18 protein-coding genes are annotated in these 19,591 nt (G+C 70.6%); 12 read left to right on the top strand and 6 right to left on the bottom strand.

The window, feature by feature from the left end:
• The first annotated feature begins 90 nt into the window (after positions 1–90).
• The 8 genes from ruvC (at position 91) to H295_RS0124930 (ending at position 9,322) form a co-directional block, all read left to right on the top strand.
• The gene (gene ruvC, locus H295_RS0124895) at positions 91–633 is read left to right on the top strand and encodes a crossover junction endodeoxyribonuclease RuvC (RefSeq protein ID WP_020138068.1); all 543 of its coding nucleotides are present in this window, start codon (positions 91–93) and stop codon (positions 631–633) included.
• Positions 630–1,235 (top strand): Holliday junction branch migration protein RuvA, encoded by a 606-nt coding sequence (gene ruvA / locus H295_RS0124900; protein ID WP_020138069.1) that lies wholly within the window; start codon positions 630–632, stop codon positions 1,233–1,235. Before ruvC ends, ruvA begins: the two co-directional genes overlap by 4 nt.
• A gap of 10 nt (positions 1,236–1,245) precedes the next feature.
• Entirely contained in the window at positions 1,246–2,316 is a 1,071-nt protein-coding gene (gene ruvB, locus H295_RS0124905) for a Holliday junction branch migration DNA helicase RuvB (protein ID WP_020138070.1), read from the top strand.
• 174 nt (positions 2,317–2,490) lie between these two features.
• Positions 2,491–3,015 carry a preprotein translocase subunit YajC gene (yajC, locus tag H295_RS0124910; protein WP_020138071.1) on the top strand — a complete coding sequence of 175 codons (525 nt, stop codon included), beginning with the start codon at positions 2,491–2,493 and terminating at the stop codon, positions 3,013–3,015.
• 131 nt (positions 3,016–3,146) lie between these two features.
• The gene (secD, locus tag H295_RS0124915) at positions 3,147–4,904 is read left to right on the top strand and encodes a protein translocase subunit SecD (RefSeq protein ID WP_199788617.1); all 1,758 of its coding nucleotides are present in this window, start codon (positions 3,147–3,149) and stop codon (positions 4,902–4,904) included.
• Between the two features lie 2 nt (positions 4,905–4,906).
• A complete protein-coding gene (gene secF / locus H295_RS0124920; protein WP_020138073.1) occupies positions 4,907–6,019 on the top strand; it encodes a protein translocase subunit SecF in 1,113 nt (370 codons plus the stop codon).
• Positions 6,016–6,564 carry an adenine phosphoribosyltransferase gene (locus H295_RS0124925; protein WP_020138074.1) on the top strand — a complete coding sequence of 183 codons (549 nt, stop codon included), beginning with the start codon at positions 6,016–6,018 and terminating at the stop codon, positions 6,562–6,564. Before secF ends, H295_RS0124925 begins: the two co-directional genes overlap by 4 nt.
• A gap of 223 nt (positions 6,565–6,787) precedes the next feature.
• Complete coding sequence (locus H295_RS0124930; RefSeq protein WP_020138075.1) at positions 6,788–9,322, top strand: RelA/SpoT family protein; 2,535 nt, start codon at positions 6,788–6,790, stop codon at positions 9,320–9,322.
• Positions 9,323–9,383: 61 nt separating this feature from the next.
• Here H295_RS0124930 and H295_RS0124935 read toward each other — a convergent pair whose 3' ends face one another.
• Together H295_RS0124935 and H295_RS0124940 are read right to left on the bottom strand one after the other, a co-directional pair.
• Positions 9,384–10,613, bottom strand: a complete 1,230-nt coding sequence (locus H295_RS0124935) for a DUF349 domain-containing protein (protein ID WP_020138076.1) — start codon at positions 10,611–10,613, stop codon at positions 9,384–9,386.
• 135 nt (positions 10,614–10,748) lie between these two features.
• The gene (locus tag H295_RS0124940; protein WP_020138077.1) at positions 10,749–11,567 is read right to left on the bottom strand and encodes a peptidylprolyl isomerase; all 819 of its coding nucleotides are present in this window, start codon (positions 11,565–11,567) and stop codon (positions 10,749–10,751) included.
• A 180-nt stretch (positions 11,568–11,747) separates the two neighbouring features.
• Between H295_RS0124940 and H295_RS0124945 the strand changes: the two genes are divergently transcribed.
• Both H295_RS0124945 and hisS read left to right on the top strand, forming a co-directional pair.
• Complete coding sequence (locus tag H295_RS0124945; RefSeq protein WP_020138078.1) at positions 11,748–12,461, top strand: MBL fold metallo-hydrolase; 714 nt, start codon at positions 11,748–11,750, stop codon at positions 12,459–12,461.
• Between the two features lie 11 nt (positions 12,462–12,472).
• Positions 12,473–13,735 (top strand): histidine--tRNA ligase, encoded by a 1,263-nt coding sequence (gene hisS / locus H295_RS0124950; protein ID WP_028809721.1) that lies wholly within the window; start codon positions 12,473–12,475, stop codon positions 13,733–13,735.
• A 51-nt stretch (positions 13,736–13,786) separates the two neighbouring features.
• Here the strand turns inward: hisS and H295_RS0124955 are convergent, their stop codons facing one another.
• From H295_RS0124955 to H295_RS0124970, 4 genes are read right to left on the bottom strand one after another with little or no spacing between them, the layout of a single operon-like run.
• Positions 13,787–14,413, bottom strand: coding sequence for a response regulator (locus tag H295_RS0124955; RefSeq protein ID WP_020138080.1), 627 nt, complete (start codon positions 14,411–14,413; stop codon positions 13,787–13,789).
• The gene (locus H295_RS0124960) at positions 14,410–15,648 is read right to left on the bottom strand and encodes a sensor histidine kinase (RefSeq protein WP_199788618.1); all 1,239 of its coding nucleotides are present in this window, start codon (positions 15,646–15,648) and stop codon (positions 14,410–14,412) included. Before H295_RS0124960 ends, H295_RS0124955 begins: the two co-directional genes overlap by 4 nt.
• Complete coding sequence (locus H295_RS0124965; RefSeq protein ID WP_020138082.1) at positions 15,606–16,451, bottom strand: ABC transporter permease; 846 nt, start codon at positions 16,449–16,451, stop codon at positions 15,606–15,608. The genes H295_RS0124960 and H295_RS0124965 overlap by 43 nt, the downstream gene beginning before the upstream one ends.
• Positions 16,448–17,314: an ABC transporter ATP-binding protein gene (locus H295_RS0124970; protein ID WP_020138083.1), complete on the bottom strand. Its 867-nt coding sequence runs from the start codon at positions 17,312–17,314 to the stop codon at positions 16,448–16,450. Before H295_RS0124970 ends, H295_RS0124965 begins: the two co-directional genes overlap by 4 nt.
• A 145-nt stretch (positions 17,315–17,459) precedes the next feature.
• Between H295_RS0124970 and H295_RS0124975 the strand changes: the two genes are divergently transcribed.
• Both H295_RS0124975 and H295_RS0124980 read left to right on the top strand, forming a co-directional pair.
• Positions 17,460–18,122: a vitamin K epoxide reductase family protein gene (locus tag H295_RS0124975; protein ID WP_020138084.1), complete on the top strand. Its 663-nt coding sequence runs from the start codon at positions 17,460–17,462 to the stop codon at positions 18,120–18,122.
• Between the two features lie 46 nt (positions 18,123–18,168).
• Positions 18,169–19,524 (top strand): replication-associated recombination protein A, encoded by a 1,356-nt coding sequence (locus tag H295_RS0124980; RefSeq protein ID WP_020138085.1) that lies wholly within the window; start codon positions 18,169–18,171, stop codon positions 19,522–19,524.
• The last annotated feature ends 67 nt before the right edge of the window (positions 19,525–19,591 follow it).

The raw sequence follows: 19,591 nt of genomic DNA on the forward strand, positions 1-19,591 counted from the left end.
CCGGTTGGGACACGTCCCACCGGCCCGCCGCCGTTGTCGGTGGCAGCGGATAGCCTGGCGTGAAGTCAAAGATCACCGAGGGGAGGGCGCGTGCGGGTACTCGGGGTGGACCCCGGACTCACGCGGTGCGGCGTCGGTGTCGTCGAGGGCGTCGCCGGGCGGCCCCTGACGATGCTCGGTGTCGGGGTCGTACGGACGCCCGCCGACGCGGAGTTGGGGCAGCGGCTCGTCGCCGTCGAGCAGGGCATCGAGCAGTGGCTGGACGAGCACCGGCCCGAATTCGTCGCCGTGGAGCGGGTGTTCAGCCAGCACAACGTCCGTACGGTGATGGGCACCGCCCAGGCCAGCGCGGTCGCCATGCTGTGCGCCGCCCGCCGTGGCATTCCCGTCGCCCTGCACACCCCCAGCGAGGTCAAGGCCGCCGTCACCGGCAGCGGCCGTGCCGACAAGGCCCAGGTCGGCGCCATGGTCACCCGGCTGCTGCGGCTCGACGCGCCGCCCAAGCCGGCCGACGCGGCCGACGCCCTCGCGCTCGCCATCTGCCACATCTGGCGGGCCCCCGCCCAGAACCGCCTCCAGCAGGCCGTCGCCCTGCACACAGCCAAAGCAGCACCGAAAGGCCGTCTCGCATGATCGCGTTCGTCAGCGGCACCGTCGCCGCACTCGCCCCCGACGCCGCGGTGCTCGAGGTGGGCGGTGTGGGCATGGCCGTGCAGTGCACCCCGAACACCCTGTCCACGCTCCGGCTCGGACAGCCCGCCAAACTGGCCACCTCGCTCGTCGTGCGGGAGGACTCCCTCACCCTGTACGGCTTCGTCGACGACGACGAGCGCCAGGTCTTCGAGCTGCTCCAGACCGCCAGCGGAGTCGGCCCTCGCCTGGCGCAGGCCATGCTGGCCGTGCACGCGCCGGACGCCCTGCGCCGCGCGGTCGCCACCGGCGACGAGAAGGCCCTGATCGCGGTGCCCGGCATCGGCAAGAAGGGCGCCCAGAAGCTGCTGCTCGAGCTGAAGGACCGGCTCGGCGAGCCGATCGGGGCACCCGCCGTCGGCGCCCCCGTCACTCAGGGCTGGCGCGACCAGCTGCACGCCGCCCTCATCGGCCTCGGCTACGCCACGCGCGAGGCCGACGAGGCCGTCACCGCCGTGGCCCCGCAGGCGGAGGCGGCCGAGGGCACGCCCCAGGTGGGCCAGCTGCTCAAGGCCGCCCTCCAGACCCTGAACCGCGCCCGCTAGGAGAACGTCAGTGAACTGGGACGACACCACCGACGACACCGCCGCCGAGCGGCTCGTCGGTGCGTCCGCCGACCGCGAGGACCAGGCCGTCGAGGCCGCCCTGCGCCCCAAGGACCTGGACGAGTTCATCGGCCAGGAGAAGGTCCGCGAACAGCTCGACCTGGTCCTGCGCGCCGCCCGCGCGCGCGGCGCCACCGCCGACCATGTGCTGCTCTCCGGCGCCCCCGGCCTCGGCAAGACCACCCTGTCGATGATCATCGCGGCCGAGATGGGCGCCCCGATCCGCATCACCAGCGGCCCCGCCATCCAGCACGCCGGCGACCTCGCGGCCATCCTTTCCTCCCTCCAGGAGGGCGAGGTCCTCTTCCTCGACGAGATCCACCGCATGTCGCGGCCCGCCGAGGAGATGCTCTACATGGCGATGGAGGACTTCCGCGTCGACGTCATCGTCGGCAAGGGCCCCGGCGCCACCGCCATCCCCCTGGAGCTGCCCCCCTTCACCCTGGTCGGCGCCACCACCCGCGCGGGCCTGCTGCCGCCCCCGCTGCGCGACCGCTTCGGCTTCACCGCGCACATGGAGTTCTACGAACCCGCCGAGCTGGAGCGGGTCATCCATCGCTCGGCCAACCTGCTCGACGTCGAGATCGGCTCCGACGGCGCCGCCGAGATCGCGGGCCGCTCCCGCGGCACGCCCCGGATCGCCAACCGCCTGCTGCGCCGGGTCCGCGACTACGCCCAGGTCAAGGCCGACGGGATCATCACCCGCGACATCGCGGCGGCCGCGCTCAAGGTCTACGAGGTCGACGCCCGTGGTCTCGACCGGCTGGACCGCGGGGTCCTGGAAGCCCTGCTCAAGCTGTTCGCCGGCGGCCCGGTCGGCCTGTCCACGCTCGCCGTCGCGGTGGGGGAGGAGCGCGAGACCGTCGAGGAGGTCGCCGAACCGTTCCTCGTCCGCGAGGGTCTGCTCGCCCGCACTCCGCGCGGCCGGGTCGCCACTCCCGCCGCCTGGGCCCACCTCGGCCTCACCCCGCCGCGCTCCGCGTCCACGGGAAACGGACAACAGGACCTGTTCGGGACGTGATGCCTTTGTGACGGCACGGCATTGGCCGGGGCAGGAACCCAGGTGCGATGCTGAGCGTTGTTCCCTGCGCGCGGACTCGCTTAGACTCCGCCGATGCCGCCTTTGTCGGCGGCATGCACACCCCCAACCATCAGGCCGCTCACCATCGCGGTCGCGTGAAGGAAGTTCCGACCCGTGAGTCTCGTGACCCTCCTCCCGTTCATCGTGCTCATCGGGGCCATGTTCCTGATGACCCGGTCGGCCAAGAAGAAGCAGCAACAGGCCGCCAGCATGCGGAACGACATGCAGCCCGGCAGCGGCGTCCGCACGATCGGGGGTATGTACGCCACGGTCAAGGAGGTCGGCGACGACACCGTCCTCCTCGACGCGGGCCCGGGCGTGGAACTGCTCTTCGCGAAGAACGCCATCGGTGCTGTACTGACGGACGACGAGTACAACCGCATCGTCCACGGCATCGAGCACGACCTGAAGTCCGACTCCGACGTCGTCCCGGACGACGCCTCCTCCCTCACCGACGACGAGCCCGCCGACGAAGCTGCCGCCGCCTCCGACGAGAAGTCCGTCGACCTCGGTAAGAAGGACACGGCCGACGAGGCCCCCGTCGACGCGCCTGCCAAGGCCGACGCCGACGTGGAGGACGCCGAGGCGAAGTCGGACGACGAGCCGAAGAAGACCGACGGCGACTCCGGCGCGAAGTAGTCGCGTTCCCGGGCGCGCGGTCACCTCCGCGCGCCCCGGAATCCGCGCAGCTCGCACGGAATCCCCAACCATGTCATGGCCGCCCGCCCGCCGACCCGGCGCGAGAGCGGCCCGAGAGGGAGTACGAGAAGGTGGCAGCACCTAAAAGGGGGCGGAGCGCGAGTGCCCAGAGCAAGCCAGGGCGCGCGCTGGCCCTGATCCTGATCGCCATCGTGGCGCTCACCGGTGGAATGTTCCTCTCCGGACACACCACCCCGCGCCTCGGCATCGACCTCGCCGGAGGCACCAGCATCACGCTGGAGGCCAAGGCCGACCAGGGGTCCGCGATCAACAAGGCCAACATGGACACCGCGGTCGAGATCATGAACCGTCGTGTCAACGGCCTGGGCGTCTCCGAGGCGGAGGTGCAGACCCAGGGTGATCGCAACATCATCGTGAACATCCCCAAGGGCACCAACTCCAAGGAGGCCCGCGACCAGGTCGGCACCACCGCCAAGCTGTACTTCCGTCCGGTCCTCGCCCAGGACGCCACCGGCGTCGCGGCCGCCACGCCGAGCCCGTCCGCCAGCGGCTCCTCGAAGGCCTCGCCGAGCCCCTCCGCGAGCAAGTCCGGCACCGGTGAGAAGGCGACCTCGTCGTCCTCCCCGTCGGCCTCCGCCACCTCGCAGGGCCGCGCCGTCACCGACGCCCTGAAGGCCGACTCCACTCCGTCGGCGTCCGCGAGCGCGTCTGGCTCCCCCTCCCCGTCGGCCTCCGCCAGCGGCGGCACCGGCACCGCCGACCAGGCCAAGCTCCAGGCCCAGTACACCGCCCTGGACTGCTCCAAGCAGGCGCAGCGCAACAAGGCGGGCGAGGGCGCCAAGCCCACCGACACCACCGTGGGCTGCGGCGAGTTCAACGGCGTCTGGTACAAGTACCTGCTCGGCCCCGCCGCCGTCGCCGGCACCGAGGTCAAGAAGGCCGACGCGGTCTTCGACACCCAGACCGCCGCCGGCTGGCAGGTCACCATGACCTTCAACAGCAAGGGCGCCAGCAAGTTCGCCGACATCACCGGCAAGCTCGCGCAGAACACCCAGCCGCTCAACGAGTTCGGCATCGTCCTCGACGGCCAGGTCGTCTCCAGCCCCACCGTGAGCTCCTCGATCACCGGCGGCAACGCCCAGATCTCCGGCAGCTTCACGCAGGAGGAGGCGCAGAGCCTCGCCAACATGCTGTCGTACGGCGCCCTCCCGCTCTCCTTCAAGGAGCAGAGCGTCACCACGGTGACCGCCGCCCTCGGCGGTGAGCAGCTGCACGCCGGTCTGCTCGCCGGCGCGATCGGCCTGGCCCTGGTCGTCATCTACCTCGTGGCCTACTACCGCGGTCTGTCCGTCGTCGCGATGGCCTCGCTGCTGGTCTCCGCGATCCTCACCTACGTGATCATGGCGCTGCTCGGCCCGGCGATCGGCTTCGCGCTGAACCTCCCGGCCGTGTGCGGTGCCATCGTCGCCATCGGTATCACCGCGGACTCGTTCATCGTGTACTTCGAACGCATCCGGGACGAGATCCGTGAGGGCCGCTCGCTGCGACCCGCCGTCGAGAGGGCCTGGCCGCGCGCCCGGCGCACCATCCTGGTCTCCGACTTCGTGTCGTTCCTCGCCGCCGCCGTCCTGTTCATCGTGACGGTCGGCAAGGTCCAGGGCTTCGCGTTCACGCTCGGCCTGACCACCGTGCTGGACGTCGTCGTGGTCTTCTTCTTCACCAAGCCGCTCATGACGCTGCTGGCCCGCCGCAAGTTCTTCGCGAGCGGCAGCAAGTGGTCCGGCCTCGACCCGAAGAGCCTGGGCGCCAAGCCCCCGCTGCGCCGCACCCGCCGTCCCGCCGCCCCCGCCCACACGAAGGAGGCGTGAGCATGTCGAAACTCGGCAACATCGGCGCCCGACTGCACCGTGGCGAGATCAGCTACGACTTCATCGGTCACCGCAAGCTCTGGTACGGCATCTCGATCCTGATCACCATCACGGCGATCCTGGGCCTCGCGGTACGCGGCCTGAACATGGGCATCGACTTCCAGGGCGGCGCGGTCTTCACCACCGAGAAGACCAGCGTCTCCGTCTCCCAGGCCGAGGACTACGCGAAGGAGGCCTCCGGCCACGACGCGGTCGTCCAGAAGCTGGGCAACGGCACGATGCGCATCCAGATCGCCGGCATGGACACCCAGCAGTCCGACGAGATCAAGAACAAGCTCGCCTCGGACTTCAAGGTCGACCCGGAGAAGATCGCCGCCGACCTCGTCGGGCCCAGCTGGGGCGACCAGATCGCCAACAAGGCCTGGCAGGGTCTGGCGATCTTCATGGTCCTCGTCGTGATCTATCTGGCGATCGCCTTCGAGTGGCGCATGGCCATCGCGGCGCTCGTCGCCCTGATCCACGACATCACCATCACCGTCGGCATCTACGCCCTCGTCGGCTTCGAGGTCACGCCGGGCACGGTGATCGGTCTGCTGACCATCCTCGGTTACTCGCTCTACGACACGGTGGTCGTCTTCGACTCCCTCAAGGAGCAGACGAAGGACATCACCAAGCAGAACCGCTGGACCTACAGCGACATCGCCAACCGCTCGATCAACGGCACCCTGGTCCGCTCGATCAACACCACGGTGGTCGCGCTGCTGCCGGTGGCGGGCCTGCTGTTCATCGGCGGCGGCTTCCTCGGCGCGGGCACGCTCAACGACATCTCGCTGTCGCTGTTCGTCGGCCTCGCCGCCGGTGCGTACTCCTCGATCTTCATCGCCACCCCGCTGGTCGCCGACCTCAAGGAGCAGGAGCCGGCGATGAAGGCGCTCAAGAAGCGGGTCCTCGCCAAGCGCGCCCAGGCCGATGCGGAGGAGGAGTTCGCGGAGACCCGCGGCGACGCCGTGGATGACGACGAGCCCGAGGACACCGGGCACGCGGTCGTCGGTCCCCGCACCCAGCCCGCCTCGCGCGGCCGGGGCCGCGGCCGCCCCTCGGGGAAGCGCCGATGACCGGACTCGTGGACGTCACGGAGCTGCTGCTCAGCCGTATCCGCGATGTGGCCGACTACCCGGAGCCGGGCGTGATGTTCAAGGACATCACCCCGCTCCTGGCGGACCCGGCGGCCTTCACCGTGCTCACCGACACGCTGGCGGCGGTCGCCGCGAGCACCGGCGCCACCAAGGTCGTCGGCCTGGAAGCCCGGGGCTTCATCCTCGGCGCCCCGGTCGCCGTCCGCGCCGGCCTCGGCTTCATCCCGGTGCGCAAGGCGGGCAAGCTCCCCGGAGCGACCCTCAGCCAGGCGTACGACCTGGAGTACGGCTCGGCGGAGATCGAGGTGCACGCGGAGGACCTGTCCTCCGGCGACCGCGTCCTGATCGTCGACGACGTGCTGGCCACCGGCGGTACCGCCGAGGCGTCCATCGAGCTGATCCGCCGCGCGGGCGCGGAGGTCGCGGGCCTCACCGTCCTGATGGAGCTGGGCTTCCTGGGCGGCCGGGCCCGTCTGGAACCGGCGCTGGCGGGGGCTCCGCTGGAGGCACTGCTCGTGGTCTGACCCCGTAGCGCAGCACTGGAACGGCCGTCCCGGCACAGCCCGGGGCGGCCGTTCCCGTCCTCCGGGCCGCGCGATCGTCCCGTCGGAATGCCCGCGGCCGCACCTCGTGTTGCACAGGTAGACGTCCCTCACATCGGCCTGGAGGCGATCTCGGGGCGCGGGATCGCTACCATGGGGGTCCGGAGCCTGACCTGGGGACCCGGATCGCGCACGAGGAGTCCTCTTGCCAGACGAGGCCCAGCCCCTGACCGCCGCCAAGCCCGAGTCCGCCTCGGAGCCCGCGGCCAAGCCCGCGCCGGACGCGAAGAACGCGACGAACGACGCCCGCGGGCCGGTCGAGCACGCCCAGTCCGCGCCCGTCGACAAGCCCGCCGAGCCGGCCAGGCCCAAGCCCGCCCCGCCCGAGCAGCCCGCGCCGTCGGCCGCGGCGGCCCGGCCGACCCCGGGCCAGCCCGCCCGCAGCGGCTCCTCCAACCGCGTCCGCGCCCGCCTCGCCCGTCTCGGCGTGCAGCGCTCCAACCCGTACAACCCGGTCCTGGAACCGCTGCTGCGGATAGTGCGCAGCAACGACCCGAAGATCGAGACGGCCACCCTCCGCAAGATCGAGACCGCCTACCAGGTCGCCGAGCGCTGGCACCGCGGCCAGAAGCGCAAGAGCGGCGACCCGTACATCACCCACCCGCTCGCGGTGACCACCATCCTCGCCGAGCTCGGCATGGACCCGGCCACCCTCATGGCGGGCCTGCTGCACGACACCGTCGAGGACACCGAGTACGGCCTCGACCAGCTCCGCCGCGACTTCGGCGACTCGGTCGCCCTGCTCGTCGACGGCGTCACCAAGCTGGACAAGGTCAAGTTCGGCGAGGCCGCGCAGGCCGAGACCGTGCGCAAGATGGTCGTGGCGATGGCCAAGGACCCGCGCGTCCTGGTGATCAAGCTCGCCGACCGCCTGCACAACATGCGCACCATGCGCTACCTCAAGCGTGAGAAGCAGGAGAAGAAGGCCCGCGAGACGCTGGAGATCTACGCTCCGCTCGCCCACCGCCTCGGCATGAACACCATCAAGTGGGAGCTGGAGGACCTCGCCTTCGCGATCCTCTACCCCAAGATGTACGACGAGATCGTACGGCTGGTGGCCGAGCGGGCGCCCAAGCGGGACGAGTACCTGGCCATAGTGACCGACGAGGTGCAGTCCGACCTGCGCGCGGCCCGCATCAAGGCCACCGTCACCGGCCGCCCGAAGCACTACTACAGCGTCTACCAGAAGATGATCGTCCGTGGTCGTGACTTCGCGGAGATCTACGACCTGGTCGGCATCCGTGTCCTGGTGGACACCGTCCGCGACTGCTACGCGGCCCTGGGCACCGTCCACGCCCGCTGGAACCCGGTTCCGGGGCGGTTCAAGGACTACATCGCGATGCCCAAGTTCAACATGTACCAGTCGCTGCACACGACGGTCATCGGGCCCAACGGCAAGCCGGTCGAGCTCCAGATCCGCACCTTCGACATGCACCGCCGCGCCGAGTACGGCATCGCCGCGCACTGGAAGTACAAGCAGGAGGCCGTCGCCGGCGCCTCCAAGGTGCGCTCGGACCAGCCCCGGTCCACCGGCAAGGACGACCACCTCAACGACATGGCGTGGCTGCGCCAGCTCCTCGACTGGCAGAAGGAGACCGAGGACCCCGGCGAGTTCCTGGAGTCCCTGCGCTTCGACCTCTCGCGCAACGAGGTCTTCGTCTTCACTCCCAAGGGCGACGTCATCGCGCTGCCGGCCGGTGCCACCCCCGTGGACTTCTCCTACGCGGTGCACACCGAGGTGGGCCACCGCACGATAGGAGCACGGGTCAACGGCCGTCTGGTGCCGCTGGAGTCGACCCTCGACAACGGCGACCTCGTCGAGGTCTTCACCTCCAAGGCGCCCGGCGCCGGACCCTCCCGGGACTGGCTGAACTTCGTCAAGTCGCCGCGGGCCCGCAACAAGATCCGCGCCTGGTTCTCCAAGGAGCGCCGCGACGAGGCCATCGAGCAGGGCAAGGACGCCATCGTCCGTGCGATGCGCAAGCAGAACCTGCCGATCCAGCGCATCCTCACCGGCGACTCCCTCGTCACGCTCGCCCACGAGATGCGCTACTCCGACATCTCCGCCCTGTACGCGGCGATCGGCGAGGGCCATGTCTCCGCGCAGAACATCGTGCAGAAACTCGTCTCCGCGCTGGGCGGGGAGGAGGCGGCCACCGAGGAGATCGACGAGGCCGTTCCGCCCACCCGCAGCCGCCGGAAGCGGCGCTCCAGCGCCGACCCGGGTGTCATCGTCAAGGGCGTCGAGGACGTGTGGGTCAAGCTGGCCCGCTGCTGCACTCCCGTGCCGGGCGACCCGATCATCGGTTTCGTCACCCGGGGTAGTGGCGTATCGGTTCACCGCAGCGACTGCGTCAACGTGGAGTCACTGTCCCGCGAGCCGGAACGCATCCTGGACGTCGAGTGGGCCCCCACCCAGTCCTCGGTCTTCCTGGTCGCCATCCAGGTCGAGGCACTGGACCGCTCCCGGCTCCTCTCGGACGTCACCCGCGTCCTGTCCGACCAGCACGTCAACATCCTCTCGGCGGCCGTCCAGACCTCCCGCGACCGCGTCGCCACCTCCCGCTTCACCTTCGAGATGGGCGACCCCAAGCACCTGGGCCACGTCCTGAAGGCGGTCAGGGGCGTGGAGGGCGTGTACGACGTGTACCGGGTGACGTCGGCGCGCAACCGGTCGTAGGGCATACGACGAGAAGGGCCCCGTACGCGACGTACGGGGCCCTTCTCGTCGTAGCAGCCGATCAGCCGCCGAACTCCTGGAGACCCTTCAGGGCCTGGTCCAGAAGGGCCTGCCGGCCTTCCAGCTCGCGCTCCAGCTTGTCGGCACGCGCGTTGTTGCCCTGGGCGCGGGCCTGCTCGATCTGGCCCTTGAGCTTGTCCACGGCGGCCTGGAGCTGGCCGGTCAGACCCGCGGCACGCGCGCGTGCCTCCGGGTTGGTCCGGCGCCACTCGGTCTCCTCGGCCTCCTGAAGCGCGCGCTCGACGGCGTGCATGCGGCCCTCGACCTTCGGCCGGGCGTCCCGCGGGACATGGCCGATGGCCTCCCAGCGCTCGTTGAGCGTGCGGAAGGCGGCGCGGGCCGTCTTCAGGTCGCCGATGGGCAGGAGCTTCTCGGCCTCCTCGGCCAGCTCCTCCTTCAGCTTGAGGTTCTCCGTCTGCTCGGCGTCCCGCTCGGCGAAGACCGAGCTGCGGGCCGCGAAGAACACGTCCTGGGCGCCGCGGAAGCGGTTCCACAGGTCGTCCTCGTGCTCGCGCTGGGCACGGCCCGCGGCCTTCCACTCCGCCATCAGCTCGCGGTAGCGGGCGGCCGTCGGACCCCAGTCCGTCGAACCGGACAGCGCCTCGGCCTCGCCGACCAGACGCTCCTTGGTCTTGCGGGCCTCCTCGCGCTGCGCGTCCAGCGACGCGAAGTGGGCCTTGCGTCGCTTGGAGAACGCCGAGCGGGCGTGCGAGAAGCGGTGCCACAGCTCGTCGTCCGACTTGCGGTCCAGGCGCGGCAGACCCTTCCAGGTGTCCACCAGGGCGCGCAGCCGCTCGCCGGCGGCCCGCCACTGGTCGGACTGGGCCAGCTCCTCCGCCTCGACGACCAGCGCCTCCTTGGCGTGCCGGGCCTCGTCCGACTGCTTGGCGCGCTGCTGCTTGCGCTCCTCGCGACGCTTGTCGACCGTCTCCACCAGCTTGTCGAGCCGCACCTTGAGCGCGTCCAGGTCGCCGACCGCGTGATGCGCGTCGACCTGTTCGCGAATGTGGTCGATCGCGGTCTGCGCGTCCTTCGCCGACAGGTCGGTGGTCTTCACTCGCTTCTCGAGGAGGCCGATCTCGACAACCAGGCCCTCGTACTTGCGCTCGAAATAGGCCAGGGCTTCCTCGGGGGAACCCGCCTGCCAGGAACCGACGACCTGCTCGCCGTCGGCCGTACGCACGTACACGGTCCCCGTCTCGTCGACGCGGCCCCACGGGTCGCTGCTCACAGCGCCTCCTCCACATGATGCCCGCGGGAGGCTTCCGCGCCCCCGGGCATCGTCCACAGTTTCGTCACGGCCAACATAGGCGACCGGCGGGTGGCCTGTCCGCATCCCGCGCGACCGAAATTTCGCAGTTGGGGGTCAGGATTTGGTGACGGTCGCCTTGTTGATCACGACGGTCGCGTTCGGCGCGCCGTCGCCCGCTCCGGTGCTCTCACCGGCTGCGGCGATCTTCTTCAGCACCTTCATACCGGATTCCGAGATGGTGCCGAACGGGGTGTAGCTGGGCGGCAGCTGGCTGTCCTGGTAGACGAGGAAGAACTGGCTGCCGCCGGTGTGCGCCTGGCCGGTGTTCGCCATCGCGACGGTGCCCGCCGGGTAGGTGTTCGCCTTGAGGCTCTTGTCCTTCAGATTCTCGTCCGGAATGGTGTAGCCCGGTCCGCCGCTGCCGGAGCCCGTCGGGTCGCCGCACTGCAGGACGTAGATGCCGTTGGTGGTGAGCCGGTGGCACTTCGTGTGGTCGAAGAAGCCCTTGCCCGCGAGGAAGTCGAACGAGTTCACGGTGTGCGGGGCCGCCGACGCCTTCAGCGCGATGTCGATCGTGCCGCAGGTCGTCGAGAGGTCGAAGGTGTACTTCGCCGACTTGTCGATGGTCATCGCCGGCTCCTTCTTCCAGGTCTCCGTCTTGACCTTGCCGGGAGCGGCCTTCTCGCACGGGTCCGGCGCCTTCTTGGACGCCTGGGCGCTCGGGGTGGCCTCCGCGCTCGCGTTGGCCTTGTCGTCGTCCTTCAGGACCCCGGACGTGTAGAGCGCCAGGCTTCCCACCAGGATCACGCCGAGCACCGACCCGATCACAGAGTTGCGCAGACGGGCCTTGCGTCGCGCCTCCGTGCGCCGCTGCTGCTGCCGCAAGAACTTCTCCCGCGCGAGCTGCCGCTTCCGCTGTTCCTGGGTGACCACGGGGTTCTCTCCTCATGCGTCTCGTCCGCCGACCGGTACGCATGCGTCCTATGAGCCGACCGCCTGCGTGTGCCCCGTACCGTATATGGGTTCGCTGAGGAATCGGCAGCGCCGGTAGGCTCTGACCACTGGGGCAGCCGCCCGGAAGACCGCCCGTACCCACACAAAACGAGGACGATCGTGCTCATTGCCGGGTTCCCCGCCGGGGCCTGGGGGACGAACTGTTATCTCGTCGCCCCCGCCGCCGGTGAGGAGTGCGTGATCATCGACCCCGGCCACCAGGCCGCCGAGGGAGTCGAAGAGGCGCTGAAGAAGCATCGGCTCAAGCCCGTCGCCGTCGTCCTCACCCACGGCCACATCGATCATGTGGCCTCGGTCGTCCCGGTGTGCGGCGCGCACGACGTGCCCGCCTGGATCCACCCCGAGGACCGGTACATGATGAAGGACCCGTCGATGGGCCTCGGCCGGTCGATCGGGATGCCGCTGATGGGCGAGATCACCGTGGGTGAGCCGGACGACGTCAGAGTGCTGACCGACGGCACCAAGCTGGAGCTGGCCGGCCTGGAGCTGACCGTCGCGCACGCGCCGGGCCATACCAAGGGGTCGGTGACCTTCCAGATGCCCGAGACGGCCGAGATCCCGTCGGTCTTCTTCTCCGGGGATCTGCTCTTCGCCGGCTCCATCGGACGCACCGACCTGCCCGGCGGTGACATGGCCGAGATGCTCGACTCGCTGGCCCGCGTGTGCCTGCCGCTCGACGACTCGACCGTGGTGCTGTCCGGCCACGGCCCCCAGACGACCATCGGCCAGGAGCGCGCCACCAACCCGTACCTGCGGGACGTGGCCGCCGGCCAGGGAGCGGGTTCGAACACCCCTCCCCGACGAGGAATGTGACGAGACACTTCGTGAGCACCTTTCAGGCCCCCAAGGGCACGTACGACCTGATCCCGCCGGACAGCGCCAAGTACCTGGCCGTCCGCGAGGCGATCGCCGCGCCGCTGCGCACCTCCGGCTACGGCTACATCGAGACGCCCGGCTTCGAGAACGTCGAACTGTTCGCGCGCGGTGTGGGTGAGTCCACCGACATCGTGACCAAGGAGATGTACGCCTTCGAGACCAAGGGCGGCACGAAGCTCGCCCTGCGCCCCGAGGGCACCGCCTCCGTGCTGCGCGCGGCGCTGGAGGCCAACCTGCACAAGGCGGGCAACCTCCCCGTCAAGCTCTGGTACTCCGGCTCCTACTACCGCTACGAGCGCCCCCAGAAGGGCCGTTACCGCCACTTCTCCCAGGTCGGCGCGGAGGCGATCGGCGCGGAGGACCCGGCGCTCGACGCCGAGCTGATCATCCTGGCCGACCAGGCGTACCGCTCGCTGGGCCTCAGGAACTTCCGGATCCTGCTCAACAGCCTGGGCGACAAGGAGTGCCGTCCGGTGTACCGGGAGGCGCTCCAGAACTTCCTGCGCGGCCTCGACCTCGACGAGGAGACCCTGCGCCGCGCGGAGATCAACCCGCTGCGCGTCCTCGACGACAAGCGCCCGGACGTCCAGAAGCAGCTCGCCGACGCCCCGCTGCTCCGGGACTACCTCTGCGACGCCTGCAAGGCGTACCACGAGGAGGTCCGCGAGCTGATCACCGCGGCGGGCGTGGCCTTCGAGGACGACCCGAAGCTGGTGCGCGGCCTCGACTACTACACCCGTACGACCTTCGAGTTCGTCCACGACGGTCTGGGCTCCCAGTCCGCGGTGGGCGGCGGCGGCCGCTACGACGGTCTCTCGGAGATGATCGGCGGCCCCGCGCTGCCGTCCGTCGGCTGGGCCCTCGGCGTGGACCGCACGGTCCTCGCCCTGGAGGCGGAGGGCGTCGAGCTCGAACTCCCCTCCACGACGAGCGTGTTCGCGGTCCCGCTGGGCGAGGAGGCCCGCCGGGTGCTCTTCGCGAAGGTCACCGAGCTGCGCAAGGTCGGCATCGCCGCGGACTTCTCCTACGGCGCCAAGGGCCTCAAGGGCGCCATGAAGAACGCCAACCGCAGCGGCGCCCGCTACACCATCGTGGCCGGCGAGCGCGACCTCGCCGAGGGCGTCGTCCAGCTCAAGGACATGGAGTCCGGGGAGCAGTCGGCGATCGGCGTCAACGAGATCGTGGCCGAGCTGGAGTCCCGGCTCGGCTAGCGGCACGTCCCGTCAGGCGCCGGTCGAACGGCCGGTGCCTGACGGTGGGCCTCACTGGTCGAGGAGCCCGTGCCGCAGGGCGCTGGTGACGGCGGCCGTGCGGTCGTCGACGTCCAACTTGGCGAAGGCGCGCAGGAGATGGGTCTTCACCGTCGACTCGCCGATGAACAGCCTGCGCCCGATCTCCGCGTTGGTGCACCCCTCCGCCACCAGACGCAGCACCGCGGTCTCGCGCTCCGACAGCCGCGGCCGTTCGGGCCTGGTGCGCAACTGGTCGACCAGCCGGGCGGCCACCGTCGGGGCCAGGACCGTCTCGCCGCGCGCGGCCGCCCGCACGGACTCGGCGAGTTCCGCCCGGGGCAGGTCCTTGAGGAGGTAACCCGCGGCCCCCGCCTCCACGGCACGCAGGATGTCGCGGTCCGTCTCGTACGTCGTCAGCACGATCACCCGGCAGGGCAGCCCCGCCTCCGTCATCCGCGCGATCGACTCCACGCCCGAGCCGCCCGGCATCCGCAGGTCCATCAGCACGATGTCGGGGCGGAGTTCGGCCGCCAGCGCCTCGGCCTGCGGCCCGTTGGACGCGTCGGCGACCACCTCCAGGTCCGGCTCCGCGGTCAGCATCGCCCGCAGGCCCTCCCGCACGACCGGGTGGTCGTCGGCCAGGATGATCCGGATCATCGACCACTCCTCGGGGGCGGAACGGGCAGCCGGACGGTGACCGTGGTGCCGCCGCCGGGCGCGCTGTGCACCCGGACCGTGCCGCCGGCCTCGGTGGCGCGGGCCCGCAGCCCCGCGAGACCGTAGCCGTCGTGCGGGACCTCGGGATCGAAGCCGTGCCCGTCGTCTCGCACCGACAGGGTGAGGCGGTCGTCGGCGTAGTCCAGGCCGATGGACGCGGACGCCGAACTCCCCGCGTGTCTACGGCAGTTCGTGAGCGCCTCCTGGCATGCGCGCAGGGCGACGACCTCGGGCCCGGCGGGCAGTGGACGCGCCGGCCCGGTCACCTGGAGCGTGGCCGCGTGGCGGGCCGCCAGCCTGCCCAGCGCGTCCGGCAGCGAGGCGCCGTCCAGGTCGGCGGGAGCGCCACCGGCGACCAGGGCCCGGGCCTCGGCCAGGTTCAGCCGGGCCGTCTCGTCCATCAGCGCCAGATGCCGGCGGGCCCCTGCGACGTCGTGGTCGAGCTCCGCCTCGACGGCCTGGACCAGCATCAGCAGACTGGTGAAGCCCTGCGCGAGGGTGTCGTGGATCTCCCGGGCCATCCGCTCGCGCTCGGCCAGCGCCCCGTGCGCCGCCGACAGCCGGGACACCTCGTGCCGGCTCGTGGCCAGCTCCGCGATGAGGGCCGCCCGCTCCTGGCTCTGCTCGATGATCCGGATCACCCAACTGCCCACGGCCACCGAGAAGACGAGGGTGACCACCGCGAACAGCCCGTTGAAGAAGAGGGCTCGCTCGCCCGGCCGCCACAGCAGCGCCCAGCCCGCCACGGGCGCCAGGTTGATGACGGCCACCATCGTGATCGCCCACCGCATCCGCAAGGTCATGAAGCACTGGGGGACGAGGGCGAAGGTCATCAACCGGGTCTCGCCCACCAGGATCGCGGAGGGCAGGAACAGGGCGGTCATCGCGAGCAGATAGCCGAGGGTCCGGCGCTCGGGCGGTGGATCCCCCCGCAGCAGCGGACGGCCCGTCCAGGCGAACAGCGGGACCAGTGGCACCAGCAGCGCCGCCGCGGCGAGGCGCACCGGCCGGCCCGGCTGGTCCGCGCCGAGCACGAACGCCAGGGTGGCGAGCCAGATCAGGGCGAAGTAGGTGTCCCACAGCCGGAACGAACGCTCCCAGCTGTAGGCGCCGGACGCCCCCGCCACAGCCGTCACCCGTCGCGCCGGTGCTTCCACCGGAAGGTCAGCAGGCACAGCAGCAATCCTCCGACGCACCACGCCCCCAGCACCAGGGCCACGCGCCCGAACTCCCAGCCCCCGGCCTGCTCCAGGATCTGTGCCGAGTCCGGCAGGAACACCCCGCGCAGCCCCTGGCACATCCACTTCAGCGGGAACAGGGCGCCGATGTCCAGCATCCAGTCGGGGATGGTGCCGATCGAGATGTACACCCCGGAGATGAACTGGAGGACCAGGAACGGCAGGACGACCACGGAGGAGGCGCTCTTGCTGGACTCGGGGACCGAACTGATCGCGATGCCCAGCAGCGCGCAGCCCGTCAGACCGAGCACGAAGACCCAGGCGAAGGTGAACCAGCGGCCGGCGTCCGAGGGCAGCTCGACGTCGTACAGCGTGGTGCCGACGAGCAGCAGGAGCGCCGTCTCCATGAGGCCGGTGACCAGAACCAGCCAGATCTTGCCCAGGAAATAGGCCGCCGGAGGCATCGGCGTGCCGCGCAGCCGGCGCAGCACCTTCTCGTCCCGCTCGACGGCGATCGAGATGCCCAGCGACTGGAAGCTCGTGGACATGATGCCGGCGGCCATCATCGCCGGCACGTACAGCTGCGAGGCCCTGATGCCCGCGCCCTCCACGTCGTCGCTGAAGATCGACGCGAACAGGAACAGCAGGACCACGGGGAAGGCGAAGGTGAACACCACGTGGTCGCGCTGCCGGAAGAACATCCTGATCTCCAGGGCGCCCCGCCGCAGCCCCAGTCCCCAGGCCCCCGGCAGCCGCACCCGGGCCCCGGGGCGTGCCTCCTGGACAGCGGTCGTGGTCATCGCGCCTCCTCCTGTCCGGTGAGCCGGAGGTAGACGTCCTCCAGCGTGGGGCGGGTCACCGTCAGCCCCGGGATCTCGTCGTCGAAGCGGTGGGCCAGCTCGGCGACCGTCCTGGTCGGGGTGTCCGTGCGCACCGCGCGCGTGGTGCCGTCCGGCTCCGTCCACTCGACGGTGGCCCCGGTGCCGAACCGCTCCCGCAGCGTGGCCGGCTCGCCCGTGGCCACGACCTTTCCCCGGGCCACGACGGCCAGCCGGTCGGCGAGGGCCTCGGCCTCCTCCAGGTAGTGCGTGGTGAGCAGGATGGTGGTGCCCTCGACGGCCAGCTTGCGGATCAGGTCCCAGAACTGTCGGCGGGCCGCCGGGTCGAAGCCGGTCGTCGGCTCGTCGAGGAGCAGCAGCTCGGGCCCGCCGATCACACCGAGCGCCACGTCCAGGCGGCGCCGCTGGCCTCCCGAGAGGGCCTTGATCCGGCTGTCCGCCCTGGCCTCGAGACCCACCAGGGCGATGACCTCCGCCGGGTCCCGCGGTGCCGGGTAGTAGCGGGCGAAATGCCGCACCGTTTCCGCGACCGTCAACTCGGCGGGCGCGGATTCGTCCTGCCAGACGATGCCGACCCGGGACCGCCACGCGCGTGTGCCGTGCGCCGGGTCCGCGCCGAGCACCGAGACCTCACCGGCGTCCCGGTCCCGGTTGCCCTGGAGGATCTCCACGGTCGTGCTCTTGCCCGCCCCATTGGGTCCGAGCAGGCCGAACACCTCGCCCGCGCGGATGCCGAGATCGAGTCCGTCGACCGCGGTCACGTCCCCGTAGCGCTTGCGCAGCCCCCGAACATCCACCGCCAGTTCGTTCGTGTGTGTGGTCATGGCTCAGAGCGTCGGCCGGAACCGAACGTTCGGGGACGACCGTGCGTACTTCCTTATGTCCACCGAACGGTGGACGAGGCCCCGGGTGCGGCACAATGGCCCCTGCCAGAAGAAGGTCCAACTCTCAAGCAGACGGATCGGCGTGATGAGCAAGACGACAGTGAAAGACGTCCCCACGGAGTCCGAGCCCTCGTCGGCGGGCGTCGACACCGCGCCCCGTACCGTGGGCGGCAGCCGGGCCTTCGCCCTGCTGCTGGTGATCACCGGCGCGGCCGGACTGCTCGCCGCGTGGGTCATCACGATCGACAAGTTCAAGATCCTCGAGGGCAAGGTCAGCGGCAAGACGTTCACGCCGAGCTGCTCCCTCAACCCGATCATCTCCTGCGGCAGCGTGATGGAGAGCAAGCAGGCCGCCGCCTTCGGGTTCCCCAACCCGATGCTGGGCCTGGTCGCCTACGGCATCGTGATCTGCGTCGGGATGAGCCTGCTCGCCCGCGCCACCTTCCCGCGCTGGTACTGGCTCACCTTCAACTTCGGCACCCTCTTCGGCGTGACCTTCGTCACCTGGCTCCAGTTCCAGTCCCTGTACCGGATCAACGCCCTGTGCCTGTGGTGCTCGCTGGCCTGGGTCGCCACCATCACGATGTTCTGGTACGTCACCTCGTTCAACATCCGCAACGACTTCCTGCCGTCCCCGGGCTGGCTCAAGCGCTTCCTCGCCGAGTTCACCTGGGTCCTGCCCGTCACGCACTGCGGCATCATCGCGATGATGATCCTGACCCGCTGGGGCAGCAGCCTCTGGGCCTGACCGACGCCCGAGGGCGTTGTCAGTGCCGTGAACTAGGGTTTCTGTCGTGGAGCCCGATCTGTTCACCGCGGCGGCGGAAGAGCGCCAGGAGAAGGACCCGGCCGGCAGCCCCCTGGCGGTCCGGATGCGCCCGCGCACCCTCGACGAGGTGGTGGGCCAGCAGCACCTGCTGAAGCCCGGCTCGCCGTTGCGCCGCCTGGTCGGCGAGGGCAGCGGCGGTCCCGCCGGGCCCTCCTCGGTGATCCTCTGGGGCCCGCCCGGCACCGGCAAGACGACCCTGGCGTACGTCGTCTCGAAGGCCACCAACAAGCGCTTCGTGGAGCTCTCCGCGATCACCGCCGGCGTCAAGGAGGTCCGAGCGGTCATCGACGGGGCCCGCCGCGCCACCGGCGGCTTCGGCAAGGAGACCGTCCTCTTCCTCGACGAGATCCACCGCTTCAGCAAGGCCCAGCAGGACTCCCTGCTCCCCGCGGTCGAGAACCGCTGGGTGACCCTGATCGCGGCCACCACCGAGAACCCGTACTTCTCGGTGATCTCCCCACTGCTGTCCCGCTCGCTCCTGCTGACCCTCGAACCCCTCACGGACGACGACCTCAGGGGGCTCCTCAGGCGGGCGCTCAGCGACGAGCGCGGCCTGAAGGACGCCGTCACCCTCCCCGAGGACACCGAGGACCACCTCCTGCGGATCGCCGGCGGCGACGCCCGCCGCGCCCTGACCGCCCTGGAGGCAGCCGCCGGGGCCGCCCTCGACAAGGGCGAGCCGGAGATCTCCCTCACCACGCTGGAGGAGACGGTCGACCGCGCGGCAGTGAAGTACGACCGCGACGGCGACCAGCACTACGACGTCGCCAGCGCCCTGATCAAGTCGATCAGGGGCTCGGACGTCGACGCGGCCCTGCACTACCTGGCCCGCATGATCGAGGCCGGCGAGGACCCCCGCTTCATCGCCCGCCGCCTGATGATCTCCGCCAGCGAGGACATCGGCCTCGCCGACCCGAACGCCCTGCCCATAGCCGTGGCCGCAGCCCAGGCCGTCGCCATGATCGGCTTCCCCGAGGCCGCGCTGACGCTGAGCCACGCCACCATCGCGCTCGCCCTAGCCCCGAAGTCCAATGCCGCGACCATGGCGATCGGCGCCGCCATGGCGGACGTGCGCAAGGGACTGGCCGGCCCCGTCCCGCCCCACCTGCGCGACGGCCACTACAAGGGCGCCGCCAAGCTCGGGCACGCCCAGGGGTACGTCTACCCGCACGACCTGCCCGAGGGCATCGCCGAGCAGCAGTACGCCCCGGACGACATCAAGGACCGCGAGTACTACGAACCCACCCGGCACGGCGGCGAGGCGCGGTACGCCGACGCGGTGGAGTGGACCAGGAAGCACCTCGGTCGTAAGCGGTCCTGAGCAGCCTGTAGAATCCCTCGAAGTGCCGAGTCCCGCGCAGTCAGAGCGGGACACCCGGCGGGAACCC

It is taken from the genome of Streptomyces sp. 351MFTsu5.1, from assembly GCF_000383655.1.
In the GTDB taxonomy this organism is placed as follows: Bacteria; Actinomycetota; Actinomycetes; order Streptomycetales; family Streptomycetaceae; genus Streptomyces; species Streptomyces griseorubiginosus.

What these genes read in the sequence shown, in the direction of transcription:
- H295_RS0124955 (WP_020138080.1), bottom strand. Translation starts at nt 14,413, where the DNA reads ATGATCCGGATCATCCTGGCCGACGACCACCCGGTCGTGCGGGAGGGC.
- H295_RS0124975 (WP_020138084.1), top strand. Translation starts at nt 17,460, where the DNA reads ATGAGCAAGACGACAGTGAAAGACGTCCCCACGGAGTCCGAGCCCTCG.
- H295_RS0124925 (WP_020138074.1), top strand. Translation starts at nt 6,016, where the DNA reads ATGACCGGACTCGTGGACGTCACGGAGCTGCTGCTCAGCCGTATCCGC.
- H295_RS0124965 (WP_020138082.1), bottom strand. Translation starts at nt 16,451, where the DNA reads ATGACCACGACCGCTGTCCAGGAGGCACGCCCCGGGGCCCGGGTGCGG.
- secF (WP_020138073.1), top strand. Translation starts at nt 4,907, where the DNA reads ATGTCGAAACTCGGCAACATCGGCGCCCGACTGCACCGTGGCGAGATC.
- ruvA (WP_020138069.1), top strand. Translation starts at nt 630, where the DNA reads ATGATCGCGTTCGTCAGCGGCACCGTCGCCGCACTCGCCCCCGACGCC.
- H295_RS0124970 (WP_020138083.1), bottom strand. Translation starts at nt 17,314, where the DNA reads ATGACCACACACACGAACGAACTGGCGGTGGATGTTCGGGGGCTGCGC.